General features: G+C 69.6%; 20 protein-coding genes and 1 riboswitch. Of the genes, 4 read left to right on the forward strand and 16 right to left on the reverse strand.

Annotated elements, in window-relative coordinates; genetic code table 11:
- Window positions 1–2: 2 nt before the first annotated feature.
- Window positions 3–1,145, reverse strand: a complete 1,143-nt coding sequence (locus tag ACIP79_RS14090) for a glycosyltransferase family 4 protein (protein ID WP_401222937.1) — start codon at window positions 1,143–1,145, stop codon at window positions 3–5.
- A gap of 175 nt (window positions 1,146–1,320) precedes the next feature.
- Between ACIP79_RS14090 and ACIP79_RS14095 the strand changes: the two genes are divergently transcribed.
- The gene (locus tag ACIP79_RS14095; protein WP_401222938.1) at window positions 1,321–2,532 is read left to right on the forward strand and encodes a glycosyltransferase 87 family protein; all 1,212 of its coding nucleotides are present in this window, start codon (window positions 1,321–1,323) and stop codon (window positions 2,530–2,532) included.
- A 57-nt stretch (window positions 2,533–2,589) separates the two neighbouring features.
- Here ACIP79_RS14095 and ACIP79_RS14100 read toward each other — a convergent pair whose 3' ends face one another.
- The 5 genes from ACIP79_RS14100 to ACIP79_RS14120 form a co-directional block, all read right to left on the reverse strand.
- Window positions 2,590–3,783, reverse strand: coding sequence for a hypothetical protein (locus ACIP79_RS14100; protein ID WP_401222940.1), 1,194 nt, complete (start codon window positions 3,781–3,783; stop codon window positions 2,590–2,592).
- A gap of 31 nt (window positions 3,784–3,814) precedes the next feature.
- Window positions 3,815–4,837 (reverse strand): NlpC/P60 family protein, encoded by a 1,023-nt coding sequence (locus tag ACIP79_RS14105; protein ID WP_401222941.1) that lies wholly within the window; start codon window positions 4,835–4,837, stop codon window positions 3,815–3,817.
- Between the two features lie 252 nt (window positions 4,838–5,089).
- Window positions 5,090–6,124 (reverse strand): NlpC/P60 family protein, encoded by a 1,035-nt coding sequence (locus ACIP79_RS14110; RefSeq protein WP_401222943.1) that lies wholly within the window; start codon window positions 6,122–6,124, stop codon window positions 5,090–5,092.
- Between the two features lie 305 nt (window positions 6,125–6,429).
- A complete protein-coding gene (locus ACIP79_RS14115; RefSeq protein WP_401222945.1) occupies window positions 6,430–7,776 on the reverse strand; it encodes an NYN domain-containing protein in 1,347 nt (448 codons plus the stop codon).
- A 33-nt stretch (window positions 7,777–7,809) separates the two neighbouring features.
- The gene (locus ACIP79_RS14120) at window positions 7,810–8,049 is read right to left on the reverse strand and encodes a hypothetical protein (protein ID WP_266465096.1); all 240 of its coding nucleotides are present in this window, start codon (window positions 8,047–8,049) and stop codon (window positions 7,810–7,812) included.
- A 152-nt stretch (window positions 8,050–8,201) separates the two neighbouring features.
- Between ACIP79_RS14120 and ACIP79_RS14125 the strand changes: the two genes are divergently transcribed.
- Window positions 8,202–8,933, forward strand: a complete 732-nt coding sequence (locus ACIP79_RS14125; protein WP_401223415.1) for a rhomboid family intramembrane serine protease — start codon at window positions 8,202–8,204, stop codon at window positions 8,931–8,933.
- Window positions 8,930–9,211 (forward strand): Lrp/AsnC family transcriptional regulator, encoded by a 282-nt coding sequence (locus tag ACIP79_RS14130; protein WP_383683564.1) that lies wholly within the window; start codon window positions 8,930–8,932, stop codon window positions 9,209–9,211. Before ACIP79_RS14125 ends, ACIP79_RS14130 begins: the two co-directional genes overlap by 4 nt.
- Before the next feature lie 51 nt (window positions 9,212–9,262).
- On the opposite strand, the gene ACIP79_RS14135 is transcribed toward ACIP79_RS14130, so the two are convergent.
- The 6 genes from ACIP79_RS14135 to ACIP79_RS14160 form a co-directional block, all read right to left on the reverse strand.
- Window positions 9,263–10,624, reverse strand: a complete 1,362-nt coding sequence (locus ACIP79_RS14135) for an aminotransferase class V-fold PLP-dependent enzyme (protein ID WP_401222947.1) — start codon at window positions 10,622–10,624, stop codon at window positions 9,263–9,265.
- A gap of 190 nt (window positions 10,625–10,814) precedes the next feature.
- Window positions 10,815–10,931: riboswitch (SAM riboswitch) on the reverse strand.
- Window positions 10,932–11,072: 141 nt separating this feature from the next.
- A complete protein-coding gene (trpD, locus tag ACIP79_RS14140; RefSeq protein WP_383683568.1) occupies window positions 11,073–12,137 on the reverse strand; it encodes an anthranilate phosphoribosyltransferase in 1,065 nt (354 codons plus the stop codon).
- Between the two features lie 154 nt (window positions 12,138–12,291).
- Window positions 12,292–13,941: a cytochrome bc complex cytochrome b subunit gene (locus tag ACIP79_RS14145; protein WP_401222949.1), complete on the reverse strand. Its 1,650-nt coding sequence runs from the start codon at window positions 13,939–13,941 to the stop codon at window positions 12,292–12,294.
- The gene (locus ACIP79_RS14150; protein WP_383683572.1) at window positions 13,938–15,005 is read right to left on the reverse strand and encodes a Rieske 2Fe-2S domain-containing protein; all 1,068 of its coding nucleotides are present in this window, start codon (window positions 15,003–15,005) and stop codon (window positions 13,938–13,940) included. Before ACIP79_RS14150 ends, ACIP79_RS14145 begins: the two co-directional genes overlap by 4 nt.
- On the reverse strand, window positions 15,005–15,811 hold the full coding sequence (locus tag ACIP79_RS14155; RefSeq protein ID WP_383683574.1) for a c-type cytochrome: 807 nt from the start codon (window positions 15,809–15,811) through the stop codon (window positions 15,005–15,007). The genes ACIP79_RS14150 and ACIP79_RS14155 overlap by 1 nt, the downstream gene beginning before the upstream one ends.
- Window positions 15,812–15,875: 64 nt before the next feature.
- Window positions 15,876–16,496 (reverse strand): heme-copper oxidase subunit III, encoded by a 621-nt coding sequence (locus ACIP79_RS14160; RefSeq protein ID WP_383683576.1) that lies wholly within the window; start codon window positions 16,494–16,496, stop codon window positions 15,876–15,878.
- Between the two features lie 187 nt (window positions 16,497–16,683).
- Between ACIP79_RS14160 and ACIP79_RS14165 the strand changes: the two genes are divergently transcribed.
- Complete coding sequence (locus tag ACIP79_RS14165; protein ID WP_383683578.1) at window positions 16,684–17,085, forward strand: hypothetical protein; 402 nt, start codon at window positions 16,684–16,686, stop codon at window positions 17,083–17,085.
- A 110-nt stretch (window positions 17,086–17,195) separates the two neighbouring features.
- Here the strand turns inward: ACIP79_RS14165 and ACIP79_RS14170 are convergent, their stop codons facing one another.
- The 4 genes from ACIP79_RS14170 to coxB all read right to left on the reverse strand — a co-directional run bounded on the left by ACIP79_RS14170 (window position 17,196) and on the right by coxB (window position 21,709).
- Entirely contained in the window at window positions 17,196–18,458 is a 1,263-nt protein-coding gene (locus tag ACIP79_RS14170) for an Ig-like domain-containing protein (RefSeq protein WP_401222952.1), read from the reverse strand.
- A 130-nt stretch (window positions 18,459–18,588) separates the two neighbouring features.
- Complete coding sequence (locus ACIP79_RS14175; RefSeq protein ID WP_383683581.1) at window positions 18,589–18,987, reverse strand: cytochrome c oxidase subunit 4; 399 nt, start codon at window positions 18,985–18,987, stop codon at window positions 18,589–18,591.
- Window positions 18,984–20,720, reverse strand: a complete 1,737-nt coding sequence (gene ctaD, locus ACIP79_RS14180) for a cytochrome c oxidase subunit I (protein WP_383683582.1) — start codon at window positions 20,718–20,720, stop codon at window positions 18,984–18,986. The genes ACIP79_RS14175 and ctaD overlap by 4 nt, the downstream gene beginning before the upstream one ends.
- The gene (gene coxB / locus ACIP79_RS14185; protein ID WP_383683584.1) at window positions 20,717–21,709 is read right to left on the reverse strand and encodes a cytochrome c oxidase subunit II; all 993 of its coding nucleotides are present in this window, start codon (window positions 21,707–21,709) and stop codon (window positions 20,717–20,719) included. Before coxB ends, ctaD begins: the two co-directional genes overlap by 4 nt.
- Window positions 21,710–21,925: the final 216 nt, after the last annotated feature.

Raw genomic sequence — 21,925 nt, forward strand, 5'->3', positions numbered from 1 at the left:
CGCTACAACAGCTCCCGCAGCCGCCCCGCCAGCAGATCCCAGCGCCATTTCTCCTCCACCCACGCCCGCCCCCGCTCCCCCATCCGGCGGCGCAGCTCCGCGTCGCCGAGCAGGGTGAGGATCCGCTCGGCGGACTCCTCGGGCGAACCGCCGCGGACGACCCACCCGGTCTCACCGTCCAGCACCGCGTCCGGCGCGCCCCCGGAGTCTCCGGCGACGACCGGCAGCCCGGTGGCGGACGCCTCCAGGTAGACGATGCCGAGCCCCTCGACGTCGAGACCGCCGCGGCGCGTACGGCAGGGCATCGCGAAGACGTCACCGGCGCCGTAGTGCGCGGGCAGTTCGGACCAGGGCACCGCGCCGGTGAAGCGGACGGAGTCGGCGACCCCGGTCTCGTGCGCGAGCGCCCGCAACTGCTTCTCGTAGGGCCCGCCGCCGACGATCAGCAGCACCGCCTCCGGCTCCCGGGCGAGGATGCGCGGCATCGCGAGGATGAGCGTGTCCTGCCCCTTGCGCGGGACGAGCCGCGAGACGCAGACGACGACCGGCCGGTCGGTGAGCCCGAGCCGGGCGCGGACCTCGTCGCCTCCGGAACCCGGGTGGAAGGTCTTCTCGTCGACGCCGGGCGGCAGCTGGACCATCCGCCCGGCCGCCGCCGGGGTGAGCGCGCGGGCGATCCTGGAGCGCGTGTACTCGCCCAGGTACGTGATGGTGTCCGTGGACTCGCCGATCCGGCCCAACAGCCCGCGCGCGGCGGGCAGTTGGGCCCAGCCGGCCTCGTGCCCGTGGGTGGTCGCCACCAGCCGCCGCGCGCCCGCCGACCGCAGCGCGGGCGCCATCAGGCCGAGCGGCGCCGCCGCCCCGAACCACACTGACGTGCACCCGTGTTCCCGCAGCAGCCCGACGGCACGCCGCGTGGCGGCCGGGGTGGGCAGCAGCATCGTGGTACGGGCCCGTACGACGGGGAAGGGCTGCTCGGCGTCGAAGGCGGCCGTGGCTTCCGCGCCCTCGGGCCCGCGCTTCCAGGTGGAGGCGTGGACGACGAGCTGTTCGGGGTCCAGGCGCAGCGCCATGTTGTGCAGGAAGGCCTGGATGCCGCCCGGCCTGGGCGGGAAGTCGTTCGTCACGATCAGGGTCTTGTGCATCGTGTTCGACGATATCGAACCTATACTCACAGCTCCGCACGGCCGCGCTTGATGGCTCCCGCACAGCACCGCGCGCCATCATGACCCCGCCAAAAGACATCCGCGGAAGCTCGCCGGCACACGCGAGATACGGACGAACGAGGGCCAGGTGCGAATGACGGGCGCAAGGGGGGCGATGGCTCCGTACGCGTTGACGGGAACCTGGGCCCTGACCAGGCTGGTACTGCTGCTCTTCGTCATCAAGATCTTCATACTGCCGGGCCCCGACGTCACCACCGACGTCTCCGTGATCTACCAGGGCTGGTACGAGGTCCTGCGCACCGGCACCTTCCCGCTGGACGACGTCACCTGGCAGTACCCGCCGGCCGCCGCCCTGCCGATCCTCTTCCCCGCCCTGCTGCCCGCCCTCGACTACACGTCGGCCTTCTTCGTGCTCGCCGCCGCCGCCGACTTCGTGGTGTTCGGGCTCCTCCAGTACGCAGGCCTGCGCTCCGGCAGGTCACTGCGCGGCGCCTGGGTGTGGGTGGTGGGCGTACCGCTGCTCGGGCCGACCGTGTACGCGCGCTACGACATCGTGGTCACGGCCGTCGCGGTGGCGGCGCTGCTCGCCGGGGCGCGTCATCCGCGGGTGATGGGCGTGCTGGTCGGCTTCGGGGCGATGCTGAAGGTGTGGCCGGTGCTGCTGCTGGTCGGGGCCGTCAGGCGCCGGGCGTGGGCCGCGGCGGCGGTCTCCGCGGCGGCGATCGCGGTGGTGTTCGCGGTGTCCATGCCGGGCGCCTTCGCCTTCCTGACCTTCCAGCGCGACCGCGGCACCGAGGTGGAGTCGCTCGGCTCCCTCGTCTTCCACGTGGCCCAGCAGTTCGGCTGGGAGGGCCAGGTGCTGCTCAACTACGGTTCCGTGGAGTTTCTCGGCCCGGGTGTCGACCTGGTGAGCACGCTGGCGCTGGTGCTCACCGCGGTCTCCTTCGGCTGGCTGCTGCTGTGGCGGCTGTGCGCCAAGCGGTTCCTGACGCACACGCTCGCCGACGCCGCGTTCGTGGCGGTGCTGATGTTCACGACCACGAGCCGGGTGATCAGCCCGCAGTACATGGTGTGGCTGGTCGGGCTCGCGGCCGTCTGCATGTGCTTCCGCGCCAGCCGGATGACCCTGCCGGTCGGGTTGGTGCTGATCGCCTCGTTCGTGACGGTCCTGGAGTTCCCGATCTGGTTCTCGCACGTCGTCGTCAGCGACGGTCTCGGCGTGACCCTCCTGTTCGTCCGCAACGGCCTGCTGGTGCTGGCCACCGTGACCGGCGCGGTGGCCCTGTGGCGCGACACGGTGTCCCCGCCCGCCCCGTCGCTCCCGGTCCAGCCGTCCCGCGCCAAGGAGAGCCTGCCCTCCTCCTGAGCCCGCCCGCCGAAGACCCCGGGGGACGCCGACACCCCGGGTGACGCCGGACCCGCCTCAGCCGAGCTGTGCCCGCAGATACTCCCGCCACTGCTCGGTGAACTTCTCCGGCGTCGTGCCCAGCACGTCCCGCAGCGCGCCCTCGACCGCCCCCGTCCGCCCGTCGTGCGCGCCCACGGCACGGTAGAAGGCGTCGAGGCGGGCCTCTCCCCAGCGGTCGGCGATCAGCCGGCAGGCCAGCCAGCCGCCCTCGTACGCCCGCGCCAGCCGCGTCGCGTCCCCGGCGAACCCGAAGTCCGCGTCGTCCGGCAGCGCGGCCGGTACGTCCCCGTCCAGGACGGCACGCTCCAGCTCGGGGGCGATCTGCGCGGGGCCGCGCCCGCTGTCGAGGTAGCCGACCCAGTCCGCGTACCCCTCGGAGAGCCACAGCGGGGTCGCGGCGGTGGTGTGGGCGCGGGTGGCGACGTGCGTGGTCTCGTGGGTGAGCACGACCTGCTTCCCGAAGTCGCCGAGGACGCCGTACGCGTCGGGGTTGACGATGATCCGGTCCGCGGGCGCCTTCGCCCCGGCTCCCGCCTCGCCGGTGGTGACCGCCGCGATGCCCTGGTACCCGGACGCCGGGGCGCCCAGCAGCCCCGCCATGCCCTCCAGCGACCTCGGTACGAGCACCACGACGTGCCCCGCCCAGTCGTCGCCCCACGCCCGCGACACGGCCGGCGCGGCGCGGTCCGCGAGCGCCGCGTACGCCCGCAGCCCCTTGTCCGACTGCCCGACCCCCATCACGAGGCTGTGCGCGCCCCGTACGACCGTCACCGCGCCCTGCTCCCACAACTGCTCGCTCGCGCCCTCGGCGGGCCTGTCGGAGGCGACGTACCACCTGCCGTCGGCGCGGGTCAGGTCAAGGTTGCGGGCGCTCGTCACCGGTGCCGTGTCGTAGCCCTCGACGCGGTAGCTCAGCTCGGCGTCGGCGGTGGCCCGGTCACCGGAGCGGTGGAAGCCGGTCACGCGGTAGGACCAGGCCGCCAGCGGGACGTCGCGGAGGTTCTCGAACCCGGTGACGGAGGTGCCCGGCCGCCCGGTCGCCCGGTAGGCCGGCTCGTCCCGGGCCAGGACGGCCGCCGCCCGCAGGTCCAGGACCCGCCGCACCTCGGCCGCCGCGGGGTCCGTGGCCGTGCCGCCGCAGCCGACCAGGGCGGCGAGCAGCAGCACCAGACAGAGCCCCGCGCCCGACGCGCGCCTTCGACCAGCCACGTTCCCGATCGTACGGCGAGTTCGCGCCGGGTCAGACCCTGGTGACCGAGGAGACCGGCATCATGCCCACGGGGTCGTAGCGGACCGGTGCGCCGGGGTAGGGCGCGTGGATCACCTGCCCGTTGCCCACGTACATCCCGATGTGGCTGGCGTCGTCGCGGTAGGCGACCAGGTCGCCCGGCTTGGCCTGGGAGAGCGACACCTGCTGTCCGGCGTGGCGCTGCGCCTGCGAGGTGCGCGGCAGCCCGACCCCCGCCTGCCCGTACGACCACTGCATCAGGCCCGAACAGTCGAAGCCGCCGGGCCCGTTGGAGCCCCACACGTACGGGCGGCCGAGCGCGGAGCGGGCGGCGGCGACGGCGGCCGCCGCGCGTCCCGAGGCGGGGGCGGCGTTCCCGAGGTCGGGCAGGTCGGCGCGTCCGGAGCGGGACGCGCGGTCGTAGGCGTCGCGCGCGGAGTCCGGCAGGGCGTTGAGCATCTCCCGGGCGCGGGCCAGCTTGCGTTCGACGGTGCGCTTGTGCTTCGCGACGGCCTCGCGGCTCTTCTCCAGCTCGGCGAGATCCGCGGCGGCCTCCTCGCGGTGCTGGGCGAGGTCTCGCATGGCGGAGCGGAGGTCCTTGAGCTCGCCGGCCTGCCGGGCGTTGATCCGGTCGAGCACGGCGGCCTTGTCGAGGTAGTCGTCGGGGTCCTCGGAGAACAGCAGCGCGAGGGACGGGTCGATGCCGCCCGCTCGGTACTGCGCCCCGGCGAGCGAACCGAGCGCGTCCCGCATGGTGTTGACCCGCTCCTGCTGCCTGGCGATCTCGTCCTGGGCCACACGGACCTCCTCGCGCAGCGAGTCCGCGCGCTCGTCGGCCTTGTTGTAGGACTCGGTGGCCTTCTCGGCCTGCTCGTACAGGCGGTCCACCTCGGCCCGGGTGTCGTCCTGCGGCGCTCCGGCGGCGGGTACGGCACCGAGGGCCGCGGCGGCGGCGGACATCACGCAGACGGCGAGACCGGCGGCGCCGGCGCCCCGGTCGGTGCCGGACGGTACAAGGCGGCGATGGGACCCCACGAGTAGCCGCTCTCCCTTCCGCTGACGATCCCCCGGAGTTGGGGGAAACGCGGCAGACAGTAGCCGTGCGACTACGCGCGGGCCAAAGACCCCGGCGGGCACACAACGTGACACCCCGCCGGAGACGCAGGTCACCGACGGGGCGCGGGGTCAGCGGGAGCCACCGCAATTCGCCCGTTTGGGCGGCGCGGCGAGCGACGCGTGGCGAGGCTCCCGGTCGGAGACCGGCGGGGGCGCCTCAGCGGGTCCGGGTCAGATCCGGACGCCGAACTGGAAGGGCATGTTGTTGATCGACTCGTAGCGGACGACCGTGCCGGAGCGCGGGGCGTGCAGCACCTGACCGTTGCCCGCGTAGAAGCCGACGTGGTGCAGGTCGCCGTAGAAGATGACCAGGTCGCCGACCTGGAGGTCGCTCTGCGAGTAGATCCGCGTGCCGGCGTTCGCCTGCGCCTGCGAGGTGCGCGGGATGGTCATGCCCGCCTGCGCGTAGGCCCAGGAGGTCAGACCCGAGCAGTCGAACGAGGACGGTCCCGAGGCGCCGTAGACGTACGGCGAGCCGAGCCTGGACTGCGCGGCGCCGTACGCGGAGGAGGCGCGGCCGGAGGCGGGGGCCGTGGAACCGCTGGTGGCGGCGGTCTGCGCGGTGGCGCTGGCCTGCGCCTGCTTCGCGTCGAGGGCCGCCTTCTCCGCGGCGGTGAGGGTGTTGAGGAGCTTCTGCGCGTCGGCGAGCTTCCCCTGGACCTCGGTCTTCTTCTTCGCGAGCTCGGTGCGGGTGTCCGCGAGGTCCTTGAGCTTCTCGGAGGCCTCCGCGCGCTGCTGGGCGAGCGAACGCTGCTTCTCCTGGACCTTCTTGAGCGTCTCGACCTGCTGATTGCTCAGCTGGTCCATCGTGGACGCCTTGTCGAGGTAGTCGTCCGGGTCGGCCGACAGGAAGAGCTGCACGGAGGGGTCGATGCCGCCGGTGCGGTACTGGGCGGTGGCCATCGAACCGAGGCCGTCACGCAGGTCGTTGAGATCGCTCTGACCGCGGGCCACGTTGTCCTGGAGAGTGTCGATCTCCTTCTGGAGCTTCTCCTGCTTCTCCTTGGCCCCGTTGTACTTCTCGGTGGCCTGCTCCGCCTGCTCGTAGAGCTTGTCGACCTTGGACTTGACGTCGTCCACGGTCGGCTTCTCGCTCGGCGCGGCGTTGGCGGCGTTCGCGCTCAGGACCACGGCGGCGGCCGCGGCGGTGGTGAGCACGGTCACACGGGTGCGGCTCGGCTGCTTGGGTCGACGGTGGGACGCCACGAAGGCGAGCTCCTTCTTCCTCCAGCCGCCTGCCGATCACTCCGACGGGCGGGGCCCCCTCCACCGTCACTCCCAATGAGTGATCACCCGAGCAGAGGTTCGAGGCCTGACCCTAGTGACCTTCCTGTGATCAGTTCAAATCCTGATAGGAAAAATCTCGGTCACCGAACGTTTCTTTGCCGACAACTCACCAGCAGTAACGTCCACTTGACACTACGTTGCGTAAGGATCCGATCAATCCGGGCATCACACCCAGAGGTTACGCATGGTGCGTAGGCAACCTATGGGGCGTACGGCCCAGTCGGCTATCCGTGCGAGAAGCGCTTGAGGAGCACCACCGAAGCCACCGGCCGCGCACCCGCCTTGGCGATCCCGTCGGCCACCTCCCGGTCGGTGGAGACCACGATGACCGGCCGTCCCGGCGGCTCGGCGCGCACCAGCTGACGGATCAACTCGTCCGCCGTGACACCGGCCTTGGAGAACAGCACCCGCACCCCGCGCGGCGGCGCGAGCAGCACCGGCGCGGCCAGCTCGGCCCCGTCGAAGACGCAGGTGACCTCGGCCCCGGTCTGCGCGGCGAGCTGCGAGAGCTGCCCGAGCAGTCTGAGCCGCTGCTTCTCCAACGGCATCTGCGGATAGCCGGTCTTGGTGACGTTGTAGCCGTCGACCACCAGATGGGCCTGCGGCAGCGCGAGGAGCTGGTCGAGGATCGCGGGGTCGTTCTCGGACAGGGCGCGCGCCGCGATGTCCTTCGGGGTCATCCGTCCCGGCTCGACGGCGTCGACCGTCTCGGCCGGCCGCACGGACACCGGCGGCAGCGCGAGCTCCCGCCGCAGCCCCTGGGTGGCCTCCAGCACGGTGTCCAACAGCAGTCGTACGCGCATGTCCTCGACGCTGCGGCCCTCTCGCGCCGCTCTCCGCGTCGTCTCCAGCGCGGCCTCGGCCTCCCCCAGCCGCGACTTGAGGCGCCGGGCCTCGCTCTCGGCGGCGGACACCTGGGCCTGGCCCTCCGCCCGCGCGGTGTCCATCTCGGCCTGGAGCTTGCGCACGGCCGCCTCGCCGCGCTTGACGTCGCTGAAGGCGCCGCGCAGCTTGCGGTGCAGCGATTCGGCCTCTTTTTTGGCCGACTCCAGCTCCGTACGCAGCCGTTCGGTCTCCGCCTTCGTCTGGCCGCGGGCCTCCGCGAGTTCCCGGCGCAGCCGCTCCAGCTCGGCCCGGCTCTCCTCGTCGGCGCGCTCGGCGTCCGCCCGCAGGGCCTCCTCGCCCGCGGCGGCCACCAGTTTCACCCAGCCGGTGGGCCGCAGCACGTAGGCCGCGGCCGCCACGTCCAGCGGATCCGCGGCCGGGGGCGGCGCGCCCGAGTCGAGAGCGCCGGTCAGTTCCGGCTGCGTCTCTCTCAGTTTCTCGGCGATGCGCTGTCTGAAGAGCGGGTCGGTCTCCAGCGCGGCCGCCATCGCGTTGCCGGCGAACTTGGCCCGTCTGTTGGGCGCGAACCGCGCGAACTGCCGCAACTGCGTGGGCAGCTCACCGATGGTGAGGCCGCCGAACCCGTCCGAGACGATCTGCACGACCCGTCGGCGCACCCCGTCGGGCAGCGGGCGGTCGAGCACCTCGGCGGTGCCGTCGTCCGGCTCCCCGCTGGTCTCCACCATCCGTCACCCCAATATCCGTACGGGCCCGCTCCCTCAGGAGCCGGCACCCGGCCTGTCCACGAGTTCCACCTGATCCAACGCGTTGCACCAGCGACAGCGCACCGACTCGATGGTCTCACTGACCACCTCGCGCTCCTCGACCTTGGGTTCCCCGGCCAGGTCGAGGTGCACGTACTCGACGACCTTCGACGAACGGGTCACGTCGAAACGCGTGAGGTTGCCGCAGAGCGTGCAGCGCCAGCGGGTCTCGGCCGTCGGGAGGGGAACCGTCATGTGGCGTCGCTTTCTTCGGATGTCCGCACCGCGCCGGCCGCCCCGGCGCGTATGGCTCGTAACCCTAAGGCCTGGCGGGTACTCGACGCTCGGCCGTCCACTGCGGCGAGGCGATCTGTGCGCATCCGTCCGGTTACGCCATGCTCTGTAACATGATCGGGCACTGGAGTACGACGGTCGGCAGGGCCGTGCGCGGCAAATCGGCACCGGTGACGTACGGGCTGATCGTCGTGACCTGTCTGGTCTTCGTCATCGGCCCGGCGTCCGGACTCAATCCCTCGTACGGCACCGGGGACGAGCTGCTGGCCGCCCAGCGGGCCTGGTTCCGCCGCTGGGGTGTGGTGCCGGTGGAGCTCCTCGGCGGGGCCCCGCGCGCGTGGCTCACCCCCGCCACGGCGCAGTTCATCCACGGCGGCTGGCTCCACCTGCTGGGCAACATGCTCTTCTTCTACGTCTTCGGGGTGATGACCGAGGAGCGGATGGGCCATGTGGAGTTCGCCCTCTTCTATCTGGGCTGCGGCTGTCTCGCCCTGGTGGGCTACGCGGTCGCCAACGCGGAGTCCGAGCAGACCCTGGTCGGCGCCTCCGGCGCGATCTCCGCGGTGCTCGGGGCGTTCCTCTACCTGTTCCCCAAGGCCCGGGTGACCAGTCTCTTCCCGTTCCTCTTCTTCCTGCCGCTGCGGTTCCCGGCCTGGCTGGTGCTGCCCTTCTGGGTGGCTCTCCAGTGGCTGGCGGCGAGCCGGGTCTCCGCGGGCCCCGGGGTCGCCTATCTGGCCCACCTGGTGGGCTTCTCCCTCGGCTTCGCCTACGCGTGGGTGCGTTTCGGCCGGACGACTACAGTGAAAGCCCCAGCAGTGGCCCCCGAGGGAGAAAACCAGCCGTGATCACCGCGATCGTTCTCATCAAGACCAGCGTGGACCGGATCCCCGAGATCGCGGAGTCGATCGCCGCCCTCGAAAGCGTCAGCGAGGTCTTCTCCGTCACCGGCACGTACGACCTGATCGCGATGGTCCGGGTGAAGGCGCACGACGATCTGGCGGACGTCATCCCCGGCAGCATCAGCAAGATCCCGGGCGTCGAGGGCACGGACACCCACGTGGCCTTCCGCACGTACTCCCAGCACGACCTGGAGGCGGCGTTCGCCATCGGCCTGGACGGCTGACGGCCGCCTCCCGGTGCGGGCCGGGCCGTCTCCCCCGTCACGGCCCGGCGGTCACACGGCGGGGACGCAACGCCCGCCCTCCGTACGGTAGTTCCACTTCGCGCCGTCCCGGACCAGCTCCCCGACCGCCCGCACGAACCGCTCGACGTGCTCGTCCGGGGTGCCCGCGCCGAAGCTGACCCGGATGGCGTTGAGGGACTTCTCGCCGGGCGCCGCCTCGGGGGCGCCGCACTCCCCCTGGGTCTCCGGGTCGCTGCCGAGGAGGGTGCGCACCAGCGGGTGGGCGCAGAACAGGCCGTCGCGCACCCCGATGCCGTACTCGGCGGAGAGCGCGGCCGCGAAGTGCGAGCTGTTCCAGCCCTCGACGACGAAGGAGATGACGCCGACCCGCGGGGCGTCGTCACCGAAGAGGGAGAGGACCCGGACCTGCGGGACCTCGGCGAGGCCCGCGCGGACCGTGTCGATCAGGTGCCGCTCACGGGCCACGAGCCTGTCGAAGCCCTCGTCGGTGAGGGCCTTGCAGGCCGACGCGATGGAGTAGACGCCGATCACGTTCGGCGAGCCGGCCTCGTGCCGGGCGGCGGTGTCGTGCCACTCCACGTCCACGCCGCCGTCCACCCGCCGGCTGACCTTGCGGCTCGCTCCCCCGCCGGCCAGGTACGGCTCGGCCGCGCGCAGCCAGTCGGAGCGGCCCGCGAGGACGCCGGAGCCGAAGGGTGCGTACAGCTTGTGCCCGGAGAAGGCCACCCAGTCGACGTCGAGGTCGCGCACCGACACCGGCTGGTGCGGGACGAGCTGCGCGGCGTCGAGAACGATGCGCGCGCCGTGCGCGTGGGCCGCGGCGGCCAGCTCACGCACCGGCCACAGCTCACCGGTGACGTTCGAGGCACCGGTCACGCAGACGAGGGCCGGCCCGCGGGGGTCGCGCTCGGTGAGGGCGCGCTCCAGGGTCGCGACGGCCTCGTCCGGCGTACGGGGGGCGTCGAGGTAGGTCACCCGCGCGTCCCGCCAGGGCAGCAGCGAGGCGTGGTGCTCGGTCTCGAAGACGAAGACCTGGCAGTCCGCCGGCAGGGCGGCGGCCAGCAGGTTGAGCGAGTCGGTGGTCGACCGGGTGAACACGACCTGGTCGTCGTCCCGGCAGTCCAGGAACCCGGCGACGGTCTCACGGGAGTTCTCGAAGAGGTCGGTGGAGAGCTGGGACAGGTACCCGGCGCCACGGTGCACGCTCCCGTAGTACGGGGCGTACGCGGCCACGTCGTCCCAGACGCGCTGGAGGGCCGGGGCGCTGGCGGCGTAGTCGAGGGCCGCGTAGGTGACCTCGCCACCGGTGACCAGCGGGACGGTGACATCCCCGCCCAGAACGGGCAGAGGGGAACAAACGGCCTGGTCGGCGGCAGCGGTGGAGACAGACATGGCGAGCTCCTGTGAGACGCGGGGGGACCGCGCGAGACCGGTCCGCGACAGGGGCGGGGCTCAACGCGGGAAAGGGCGAAAACGGGTACGCGGAATAGGGGCTCTACGCCCTATCGCATTCGCTTGCTCACAGAAGGCTCCCTCGAACACCAGGACCCCTGGGCCGTACACCACTCAGAAGAGGGCGAGGGGTCCGCGCTTGCCGCAGACCTCGCTGCCTACGGCCTGGTCTTCACCCGGGGCACCCCGCCACGGACGGAGGGTTGCCGGACAGTCGGCCGGGGCCTCATGACTGTCACTCATGACCTGCCGAAAAACCTACGCGACCTGATCGCGACCGCGCAACCCGTGTCCGGATCCCGGAACAGGGAGACGGCGAGGGACCGGACCTCATCGGCCCGGCCCTTCGAAATGCCTGCGCGCAGGCCGCCGCCGCATCCAGGAGGCGCTACGCGTTGGTGGCCGCCACCCACCGCTCCAGCGTCCGCTTGGCCGCCCCCGAGTCGATGGCCTCCGCCGCCTTCGCCATCCCGGCACGGATCTGCCCGGCGAGCGGCCCCTCGCCCGGCGTGAGGGCCACCAGGGCCGCCGCCGAGTTCAGCAGTACGGCGTCCCGCACGGGCCCGGTCTCGCCGTCCAGGAGCCGGCGCGCGACGTCGGCGTTGTACACGGAGTCCGCGCCCCGCAGTGCCTCGATCGGGACGAGGTCGATGCCGACGTCCCGGGGGTCGAAGGACTCCTCGGTGACCTTTCCGTCCCGTACGACCCACACCCGGGAGGTGGAGGTGATCGTCAGCTCGTCGAGCCCGTCGTCGCCGCGGAAGACCAGCGAGGAGTTGCCCCGCTCGGCGAAGACGCCCGCGACGATCGGCGCCATGCGCGGGTCCGCGACTCCGACCGCCTGGGCCCGCACCCTCGCCGGGTTCGTCAGCGGACCGAGCGCGTTGAAGACGGTCCGGATGCCCAACTGCCCGCGCGCGGCGCCCACATGACGCAGCGCCGGGTGGAACTTCACGGCGAAGCAGAAGGTGATCCCGGCCTCCTCGGCCACCTCCGCCACCCGCTTCGTCGTCAGCTCCAGATTGACCCCGAGCTTCTCCAGGACGTCGGACGCCCCGGAGGCGGAGGAGGCCGCCCGGTTGCCGTGCTTGACGACCTTCGCGCCCGTTCCGGCGATGACGATCGCCGACATGGTGGAGATGTTGACGGTCTTGGCCCCGTCCCCGCCCGTACCGACGATGTCGACGGTCCGGCCCGGCACCTCGATGACGTTGGCGTGCTCGTACATCATCCGTACGAGCCCGGAGATCTCCTCGACGGTCTCCCCCTTGGCCCGCAGCGCCACCGCGAACCCGGCGATCTGGGCGTCGGTCGCCTCACCGCGCATCATCAGGTTCATCGCCCAGGCGGTGTCGTCCGCGCTCAGGTCACGGCCGTCGAGCAGGCCGTTCAGCAACCTGGGCCAGGAACGGTCCGCCGCGGTGTCGCCGCCGGCGGGGTTCACAGCGCTCATGGTCGCTCCTGGGTTCTCGGAGAGGTGCGCGGGCGGGCTCGCCCCGGCACGTGGGAAGGAGTCCACCCTATCCAGCCCCGGAGAGGGCAAAGAGCCCCGTCCATGCAATGGACGGGGCTCCTGCCGTGGCGATCAGCGAGGATCATGCGGGTGATCAGTGGTGGCCGTGGCCGCTCGTGATCTCCTTGTACTCCTCGACGGTGGGCTTGGGGATCTGGTTGTCCTCCCCGTAGTAGCCCTTGCTGAGCTTGGCGCGCAGCTTCTGCGCACCCTTCACCTTGCGCTCGACACCGTTCTCGTCGACCGGCGGACCGATCTCGGCAGGCTTGTACTGCTCGTGCGCGGTGAGCGTGTGCAGCGACTCCTGGCTGAGCGGCTCGTGGATCTCGATGAACTCACCGTGCGGCAGGCGCTTGATGATGCCCGACTCGCGGCCGTGCAGCACCTTGTCACGGTCCCGGCGCTGGAGGCCGAGGCAGATCCGCTTGGTGGCGATGAACGCGAGCACCGGAGCGACGAAGAACGCGATCCGTACGAACCAGGTGATCGTGTTGATCGACAGGTGGAAGTGTGTGGCCCAGAGGTCGTTCCCACCACCGATCAGCAGGACCATGTACCAGGTGATCCACGCGACACCGAAGGCCGTACGGGTCGGGACGTTGCGCGGGCGGTCCAGGATGTGGTGCTCGCGCTTGTCGCCGGTGACCCAGGACTCGATGAACGGGTAGACCGCGATCGCGACCAGGACCAGCGGGAAGATGATCAGCGGGACGAACACACCCAGGACGAGCGTGTGCCCCCAAAGGTTGATCTCCCAGCCCGGCATGACGCGGATCAGGCCCTCGGAGAAGCCCATGTACCAGTCGGGCTGGGCGCCCGTAGACACCTGGTCCGGCCGGTAGGGGCCCATCGTCCAGATCGGGTTGATCGAGGCGATGCCCGCGATGATCGTGATGACACCGAAGACCAGGAAGAAGAAGCCGCCGGCCTTCGCGGTGTAGACCGGGAGCAGCGGCATTCCGACGACGTTCTTGTTCGTCTTTCCGGGGCCCGCGAACTGCGTGTGCTTGTGGTAGAAGACCAGGATCAGGTGGGCGACCACCAGGCCGAGCATGATGCCCGGCAGCAGCAGGACGTGGATCGAGTAGAAGCGGGCCACGAAGTCGCCGCCCGGGAACTCGCCGCCGAAGAGGAAGAACGAGAGGTACGTGCCCACGATCGGCACGGACAGGATCGCGCCCTCCATGAAGCGGACACCGGTGCCGGAGAGCAGGTCGTCAGGGAGCGAGTAGCCGGTGAACCCGGTGAACATGCCCAGGACGAACAGCAGGAACCCGAAGAGCCAGTTGACCTCGCGGGGCTTGCGGAACGCACCCGTGAAGAACACGCGCATCATGTGCACGAACATGCCGGCGAGGAAGATCAGCGCCGCCCAGTGGTGGATCTGCCGGATCAGCAGACCACCGCGCACATCGAAGGAGATGTGCATGGTCGAGTTGAACGCCTCGGACATCAGCTGGCCCTGCAGCGGGATGTAGCTGCCGTGGTACTCCACCTCGTTCATCGACGGGTGGAAGAACAGCGTCAGATACACACCCGTGAGGATGATGATGATGAAGCTGTAGAGGCAGATCTCGCCCAGCATGAAGGACCAGTGGTCCGGGAAGATCTTGCGCATGTTGGTCTTGGCCAGGCCGTAGATGCCCAGCCTGCCGTCGGCCCAGTCGGCGACCCGCTCGCCCGCGGGTGCCTTCTTCCGCGAGTTCGCGTCGACCGGGTCGGCAGTGTTCGCAGCAGTACTCATCCGCGCTCCCAGAAAGCAGGACCGACGGGCTCGTCGAAGTCGCCGAGCGCCTCGAGATAGCCCTCAGCGTTCACACCGATGCGCAGCTGAGGCAGGGCGTGACCCGCCGGGCCGAAGATCACTCGGGCACCGTCGGCGAGGTCGAAGGTGGACTGGTGGCACGGGCAGAGGACGTGGTGCGTCTGCTGCTCGTACAGGGAGATCGGACAACCGACGTGGGTGCAGATCTTCGAGTAGGCCACGATGCCCTCGTGCGACCACTCGAGCTCGCGCTTGTCCTTGATGTTGTCCGGCTGGAGCCGGACGATCATCAGGGCCGCCTTGGCGATCTGGACCTGGAAGTCCTCGTCGTGCTCCTCCAGGCCCTCGGGCTTGGCGAAGGTGAGCGAGCCGACGACGACGTCCGAGGGACGCAGCGGCTCGTTCGTGTTCATGTTGACGAGCTGCAGACCCTTGCGCCACATCGTGTGGCGAAGGCTCGTGCCCGGCAGCGGACCGAGGTCGCGCAGCAGCACGACACCGGAGAGCGGGACCAGGGCCAGCGCGCCGAACATCGTGTTGCGGATCAGCTTGCGGCGGCCGAGCGCGGACTCCTTGGCACCCTGCTTGAAGTCGGCCATGACCTTGGCCTTGACCTCGGGCGGCGCCTCGATCGCGTGACGCTCGTCGGCGATCTCCACGTCGGACATCAGGGTGCGGGCCCAGTGGACCGCGCCCGCTCCGATGGAGAACAGCGCGACGCCGAGCGTCACACCCAGCGCGAAGTTGAGCGCGCTGACGTGTCCGATCGGGAAGATGTAGACGCCCTTGTCCTCGGGGATCGCCACGTACGAGGCGATGAATCCGACGGTCGCGGCCATCGACAGCGTGAACAGGAAGGCGACGACACGCTCGGAGCGCTTTGCGGCCCGCTCGTCGATGTCCTGGACGCGGTGCTCGTGGGGCGGCAGCCCCGGGTCGGCGAACGGATCCTGCTCGTTCGCGACCGACACCGCACCGTGTCCGTGGTCGTCGGTGGCCCGCTCTGCGGGCAGGTTCTCTTCTGGAGTGTCTTGGCTACTCATCACTTCTTGGCCTTTGCGGTCCGAGCGGCGACCCAGACGGCGACAGCGATCAGGGCGCCGAGTCCGAAGATCCAGGCGAACAGGCCTTCACTGACCGGCCCGAGGCCGCCCAGGCTGAGCCCGCCCGGCTCCACGGTGTCGTCACCGTTGACCGCGTGGAGGTACGCGATGACGTCCTTCTTGTTCTGCTCCGACATGATCGTGTCGGGGAAGGACGGCATGTTCTGCGGGCCGGTCTGCATGGCCTCGTAGATGTGCTTCGGAGTAACACCTTCCAGGTCCGGCGCGAACTTGCCCTCGGACAGCGCACCGCCCTTGCCGGTGAAGTTGTGGCACTGCGCGCAGTTGGTACGGAAGAGTTCCCCACCCTTGGCGATGTCCGCGCCCTCGGGGCTGACCTGGTTCTCGGTCGGCACGGAGGGACCGGCGCCCAGCGAGGCGATGTACGCCGCGAGCTGGTCGATCTCTGCCTGGGAGTAGATGTTCTTCTTCTTCGGGATCTGCGCGCCCGGCTGCTGGGCCGGCATGCGACCGGTGCCGACCTGGAAGTCGACGGCGGCTGCGCCCACGCCCACCAGGCTCGGACCGTCGGAGCTGCCCTGACCGCCGGTTCCGTGGCAGCTTGCGCAGCCCACGGCGTAGAGCTTCTTGCCCTCGTCGATGGCAAGGGACTGGGCGGTTTCGTCGGCCTGCGCCTGGCTCGCGGGTGCGAACGCGGCGTACAGCCCCCCGGTGGCCGCCAGCGCGAGGAGTAGGACGACGACCGCCGCCAGCGGATGGCGTCGTCGTGCGGAGAGCTTTTTCACGGATTACCCCGGTGTCAGGATCTTCTGCGTCGGTGCTTCTGGATGTTTCGGGCGGTGGGCCCGATTACTTGATCAGGTAGATCGTGGCAAAAAGGCCGATCCAGACGACATCGACGAAGTGCCAGTAGTAGGACACGACGATGGCTGCGGTTGCCTGCTCATGGGTGAACTTCCTGGCCGCGTAGGTGCGGCCGAGGACGAACAGGAAGGCGATCAGACCTCCCGTCACGTGCAGGCCGTGGAAGCCGGTGGTCAGGTAGAACACCGAGCCGTACGGGTCGGAGGAGAGCGAGAGCCCGTCCTTCTTGACCAGCTCGGTGTACTCGAAGATCTGACCGCCGATGAAGATCGCACCCATGATGAAGGTGACGATGAACCACATCCGGAGCTTCTTCACGTCACCGCGCTCGGCGGCGAACACGCCGAGCTGGCAGGTGAGTGAGGAGAGCACCAGGATCGTGGTGTTCGTCGCTGAGAACGGAATGTTCAGCGACTCGGCCATTTCCTTCCAGTGATCCGGCCCGGTCACCGATCGCAGGGTGAAGTACATCGCGAAGAGGGCCGCGAAGAACATCAGCTCGGAACTCAGCCAGATGATGGTTCCGACGCTGGTGAGGTTCGGCCGATTGACCGACGGGTGCGCGTGCCCGGTTTCTACTGTCGTTGCTGTCGCCACGACCGACATTATGTCGGTCGCTTATCCCGCCCTCACCCCGGGGGGTGCCGTTCGGAGTGTTGATGGGGTGTGTCCAGCCCAAATGGCCCATCGAAGGGCTGTCCGAACCGGTGTTGACGAGGTGTCCGGAGGAGTAGCATCCGCGCAGCGGACACTGTCCGTCCCGTCTCGATGACACCGACGTCTCGGAGGAAGAATGCAGCCGACCGCCACGGTGCTGGTCTACAGCGACGACTCCAACACCCGGGAGCAGGTGCGGCTCGCGACAGGCCGCAGGCCGGCAGTCGACGTCCCCCTGGTCGAGTTCGTCGAGTGCGCGACGCCCGCCGCCGTCCTGACGGAGCTGGACAAGGGCGGGATCGACATCTGCGTGCTGGACGGCGAGGCCGTGCCGATGGGCGGCATGGGTGTCTGCCGTCAGATCAAGGACGAGATCTTCGACTGCCCGCCCGTCCTGGTGCTGATCGGACGCCCTCAGGACGCCTGGCTGGCCACCTGGAGCCGTGCGGACGCCGCGGTGACCTTGCCGGTCGATCCGGTCGAGTTCGCCGCCGAGCTGGCCGCTCTGCTGCGCCGGAAGGCCCTCGCGGGCACCTGACGGCCCCGCCACGCGCGCCGTCCGGCGACCGCGGGCCGTACGCGGCCCGCGGCGCCCGCCCGGCCGGTCCGCGTACGTCACAGCCCCGCGCCCCGGACGGGACGCGGCTCTCACGCCGACTCGGGACGCAGGCGGGCCCGTTCCGCCTGGCTCGGCCCGTCGGGGGCTCCGTCGACCAGGGCGCTGCCGGTGCGCCACTTCTTCCAGTCGACGTTCCAGTCCCCGAAGCCGTTGCCGAAGGGGTCCATGTCCTCGCCCTGCGAGTTGACGACCTTCACGATGTCGCCCTCGCGGACGTTCTCGAAGAACCAGGCGGCGTTGTCCGTGCTCATCCCGGTGCAGCCGTGGCTGACGTTGGCGGACCCCTGCGAGCCGGTCGACCAGGGCGCGGCGTGCACGTACTCGCCGCTCCAGGTGACCCGCGTCGCGTAGTACACGGGCAGGTCGTAGGAGTCCGCGGAGCCCTCGGCGATGCCGACGCTGGTACCGCGCATCCGTACGAAGTACTCCTTGCCGAGCACCACCTTGACGCCGTTGCGGGTGTCGAAGCCGGGCTTGCCCGTGGTGACCGGGATCTCCTTGATCGCCTCGTCGTTGCGGAAGACCGTCATGGTGTGCGCGGAGGCGTCCGTGACGGCGACGAGCCGGTCGCCGATGGTGATGTCCAGGGGCTTCGCGTCGCCGCCCCACAGGCGTTCCGCGATCTTGATGCCGCCCATGTTGCTGTGGGCCCGGACGGTGGCCTGCGTGGGCCAGTACTCCTTGGGGCGGTAGTGCAGCGTCTTGTCGTCCACCCAGTGCCAGGCGCCCTCGACGGCGGGCTTCGAGTCGACCTTGAGGGCGCGTTCGACGACCGCGCGGGCCGCCCTGTCCTTGACGGGGGCGCTGAGTTCGGCCGTGACGGGCTGGCCGACGCCGTACTTGCCGGCCTTGGGCCCGAAGGTCACGTTCAGCCGCTTCTTCGTCGTGGGCGTACCGGTGTCGAAGGCGAGGACCTTGCGGCCGGGGGCGCCGTCCTCGTTCTCGGTGCTGACGCGCACGGTGTAGCGGGCTCCCGCGGCCAGCGGTGAGGTGCTGTGCCAGCGGCCTCCGTCGGCGGAGAGTTCGCCCGCGACGTAGCGGCCGGACGCGTCGGTGGCCGTCACGTCGGTGATGCGCCCCTCGTCACCGTCGACGGTGAACTCCAGGGGCATGTCGGGGTCGGCCTTGCGGCTCTCGTCCTTGGGGCCGTTGAAGGCGATCTGGCCCGCCGCGTCGTACGGCGCGGCCGAGAGCGGGTGGCCGTCGGAGCCGCAGGCGGTGATGCCCGCGCCAAGGACGACCAGCAGCGTGGTGCAGCTGGCTACCGTACGGAATCGCGGTGAGTGGCTCATGGGCTCACGCTATGAACCGGCGTCGGCCACGGCGCGCCGAGTGAGCCGAGCGAGGGACAAGCGGTGTGGCAAACGAGGGAGCCCGGACTCTCCTGACGGAGTGTCCGGGCTCCCGGGCGTTCAGCGCGTGCTACTGGGTGCGGTTCTCACCGTGGTAGTACTCGAAGACCCAGCCCCACAGGCCGATCAGCAGGATCGGGGCCGAGAAGTACACCAGCCACCAGCCGAAGACGACGCCCAGGAAGAGCAGCGCGCCTCCGACGCCGAGCGTCAGCGGCTGCCAGCTGTGCGGGCTGAAGAAGCCCACCTCGCCGGCCTCGTCCGCGACGTCGGCCTCCTTGTCGTCCTGCGCCAGCGCGTCGACCCGCCGGGCCGTGAAGGCCAGGTAGTAGCCGATCATGATGCTCAGGCCGAAGGCCAGGAAGAGCGCCGTCGTACCGGCGGGCTCCTTGGACCACACGCCGTAGACGATGGCCATGACCAGGATGAAGACGGCCAGCCAGATGAACATCTTGCCTTGGACCTTCACTTGCCGGCCTCCTTGCCACCAGCGAGGGCCTTCTCACCGTGACCGGCGTTCTCGAGCTGGTCGAGAGCGGCGATCTCAGGGTGATGCAGGTCGAACGCCGGGGATTCCGAACGGATCCGCGGCAGGGTGAGGAAGTTGTGCCTCGGCGGCGGGCAGGACGTGGCCCATTCGAGCGAACGGCCGTAACCCCACGGGTCGTCGACCTCGACCTTCTTGCCGTACTTGGCGGTCTTCCACACGTTGTAGAGGAACGGCAGGATCGACAGGCCGAGCAGGAACGAGCTGATCGTCGAGATCGTGTTCAGCGCGGTGAACCCGTCGGCGGCGAGATAGTCCGCGTACCGGCGCGGCATGCCCTCGGCGCCCAGCCAGTGCTGCACCAGGAACGTGCCGTGGAAGCCCACGAACAGCGTCCAGAATGTGATCTTGCCGAGTCGCTCGTCGAGCATCTTGCCGGTCATCTTCGGCCACCAGAAGTGGAAGCCGGAGAACATCGCGAACACCACGGTGCCGAAGACCACGTAGTGGAAGTGCGCCACCACGAAGTACGAGTCGGAGACGTGGAAGTCCATCGGCGGCGAGGCCAGGATGACACCGGTCAGACCACCGAAGGTGAAGGTGATCAGGAAGCCGGTGGCCCAGAGCATCGGGGTCTCGAACGACAGTGACCCCTTCCACATCGTTCCGATCCAGTTGAAGAACTTCACGCCTGTCGGTACGGCGATGAGGAACGTCATGAAGGAGAAGAACGGTAGGAGTACGCCGCCGGTGACGTACATGTGGTGCGCCCACACCGTCACGGAGAGGCCCGCGATGGCGATGGTCGCGCCGATCAGGCCCATGTAGCCGAACATCGGCTTGCGCGAGAACACCGGGATCACTTCGGAGATGATTCCGAAGAACGGCAACGCGATGATGTACACCTCTGGATGGCCGAAGAACCAGAAGAGGTGTTGCCACAGCAGTGCCCCGCCGTTCGCGGCATCGAAGATATGTGCCCCGAATTTCCGATCCGCCTCCAGCGCGAACAGCGCGGCGGCGAGAACGGGGAAGGCCAGCAGGACCAGTACGGCGGTCAGCAGCACGTTCCACACGAAGATCGGCATGCGGAACATCGTCATGCCGGGAGCGCGCATGCAGATGATGGTGGTGATGAAGTTGACCGCGCCGAGGATCGTGCCGAAGCCGGAGAAGGCCAGACCCATGATCCACATGTCGGCGCCGATGCCCGGCGAGCGGACCGCGTCCGACAGCGGGCTGTAGGCGAACCAGCCGAAGTCGGCCGCGCCCTGCGGGGTGAGGAAGCCACCGACCGCGATGAGCGAGCCGAACAGGTAGAGCCAGTAGGCGAACATGTTCAGCCGCGGGAACGCCACGTCGGGCGCGCCGATCTGGAGCGGCATGATCCAGTTCGTGAAACCGGCGAACAGCGGCGTCGCGAACATCAGCAGCATGATCGTGCCGTGCATCGTGAACGCCTGGTTGAACTGCTCGTTCGACATGATCTGCAGACCCGGACGCGCCAGCTCGGCGCGCATGAGCAGCGCCATGACGCCGCCGATGCAGAAGAACGCGAACGACGTGACCAGATAGAGCGTGCCGATCGTCTTGTGGTCAGTGGTGGTGAGCCACTTGATCACGACACTGCCGGGCTCCTTGCGCCGTAGCGGCAACTCGTTCTCGTACGAGTCCTCGGCTTCGGCGGCACCCTGGGGTTCGTTGAGGATGCTCACAGGTTGTTCGTCTCCCGGTTCTTCTCGGGGTCCGTCTGCTCGATGCCGGCCGGGATGTACCCCGTCTGGCCCTTCTCGGCGAGCTCCTTGAGGTGGGCCTCGTAGCGCTCGGGAGAGACGACCTTGACGTTGAAGAGCATCCGGGAGTGGTCGACGCCGCAGAGTTCGGCGCACTTGCCCAGGTAGGTGCCCTCCTTGTTGGGGGTCACCTGGAAGGAGTTGGTGTGCCCCGGAATGACGTCCTGCTTCATCAGGAACGGCACCACCCAGAAGGAGTGGATGACGTCACGCGAAGTGAGGATGAAGCGGACCGTCTTGCCCTTGGGGAGCCAGAGGGTCGGACCGGGGTTGTTCGTCTGCGGGTTCCGCGTGCTCGGCGTGCCGACGTCGTAGACACCGCCGGCGTTCGCCGGGAAGTCCTCGTAGAACCGGCTCGGAATGGCCGCCAGGTTCTTGTCGGTCGCCGCGTCACCGGTGGAACCGTCGACGTTCTCGATGTAGTTGAAGCCCCAGCTCCACTGGAAGCCCACGACGTTGATGGTGACGTCGGGCTTCTTTTCGAGGCTGAGGAGCTTCGTCTCGTCGCGGGCCGTGAAGTAGAAAAGCACTGAGACGACGATCAGCGGGACCACGGTGTAGAGCGCCTCGATGGGCATGTTGTACCGGGTCTGCGGGGGAACTTCGACCTTGGTACGGCTGCGCCGGTGGAAGAACACACTCCACAGGATCAGGCCCCAGACCAGCACGCCCGTGGCGAGCGCGGCCGCCCACGAGCCCTGCCAGAGGGAGAGGATCCGCGGACCCTCGTCCGTAACCGGGGTGGGAAAACCAAGGCGGGGGAAGTCCTTGTATGTGCAACCGGTGGCGGTCGACAGGACCAGGCCCGCTGTCATCGCCTGCAGCAGCTTCCGCCCAATCGGGCGCCGCGGCGTGGGGGTACCGCCCGCGCCCTTCAGGGAGCGGGGGAGGTCGGAGCCGTTGGGACTCACGTAGCGCCTTCCCGAGAGTCTCGCCCGCGCTGGTTGGCTACGGCCTTCTCGCTGGTCGCTCGCCGCCCTGGCACACGGGCAGGGGTTTGGATGTTTATGCGGAGCAAACCCTACTGGACGCTATTTGGGGTCGCGCGGGGAGGGGTGCGCAACGCGCCGCCGGGTTTCGAGAAGGGGGGGGTTGCCCTGTCCTGGGCCGCTTCTGACGGGGGGTTC

This window comes from Streptomyces sp. NPDC088747, from assembly GCF_044751025.1.
In the GTDB taxonomy this organism is placed as follows: Bacteria; Actinomycetota; Actinomycetes; order Streptomycetales; family Streptomycetaceae; genus Streptomyces.

Bases quoted from the DNA above. Each gene is read 5' to 3' on its own strand.
- ACIP79_RS14090 (WP_401222937.1), bottom strand. From the start codon at position 1,145: ATGCACAAGACCCTGATCGTGACGAACGACTTCCCGCCCAGGCCGGGC.
- ACIP79_RS14095 (WP_401222938.1), top strand. From the start codon at position 1,321: ATGGCTCCGTACGCGTTGACGGGAACCTGGGCCCTGACCAGGCTGGTA.
- ACIP79_RS14115 (WP_401222945.1), bottom strand. From the start codon at position 7,776: ATGGTGGAGACCAGCGGGGAGCCGGACGACGGCACCGCCGAGGTGCTC.
- ACIP79_RS14120 (WP_266465096.1), bottom strand. From the start codon at position 8,049: ATGACGGTTCCCCTCCCGACGGCCGAGACCCGCTGGCGCTGCACGCTC.
- ACIP79_RS14125 (WP_401223415.1), top strand. From the start codon at position 8,202: ATGATCGGGCACTGGAGTACGACGGTCGGCAGGGCCGTGCGCGGCAAA.
- ACIP79_RS14135 (WP_401222947.1), bottom strand. From the start codon at position 10,624: ATGTCTGTCTCCACCGCTGCCGCCGACCAGGCCGTTTGTTCCCCTCTG.
- trpD (WP_383683568.1), bottom strand. From the start codon at position 12,137: ATGAGCGCTGTGAACCCCGCCGGCGGCGACACCGCGGCGGACCGTTCC.
- ACIP79_RS14145 (WP_401222949.1), bottom strand. From the start codon at position 13,941: ATGAGTACTGCTGCGAACACTGCCGACCCGGTCGACGCGAACTCGCGG.
- ACIP79_RS14150 (WP_383683572.1), bottom strand. From the start codon at position 15,005: ATGAGTAGCCAAGACACTCCAGAAGAGAACCTGCCCGCAGAGCGGGCC.
- ACIP79_RS14160 (WP_383683576.1), bottom strand. From the start codon at position 16,496: ATGTCGGTCGTGGCGACAGCAACGACAGTAGAAACCGGGCACGCGCAC.
- ACIP79_RS14165 (WP_383683578.1), top strand. From the start codon at position 16,684: ATGCAGCCGACCGCCACGGTGCTGGTCTACAGCGACGACTCCAACACC.
- ACIP79_RS14170 (WP_401222952.1), bottom strand. From the start codon at position 18,458: ATGAGCCACTCACCGCGATTCCGTACGGTAGCCAGCTGCACCACGCTG.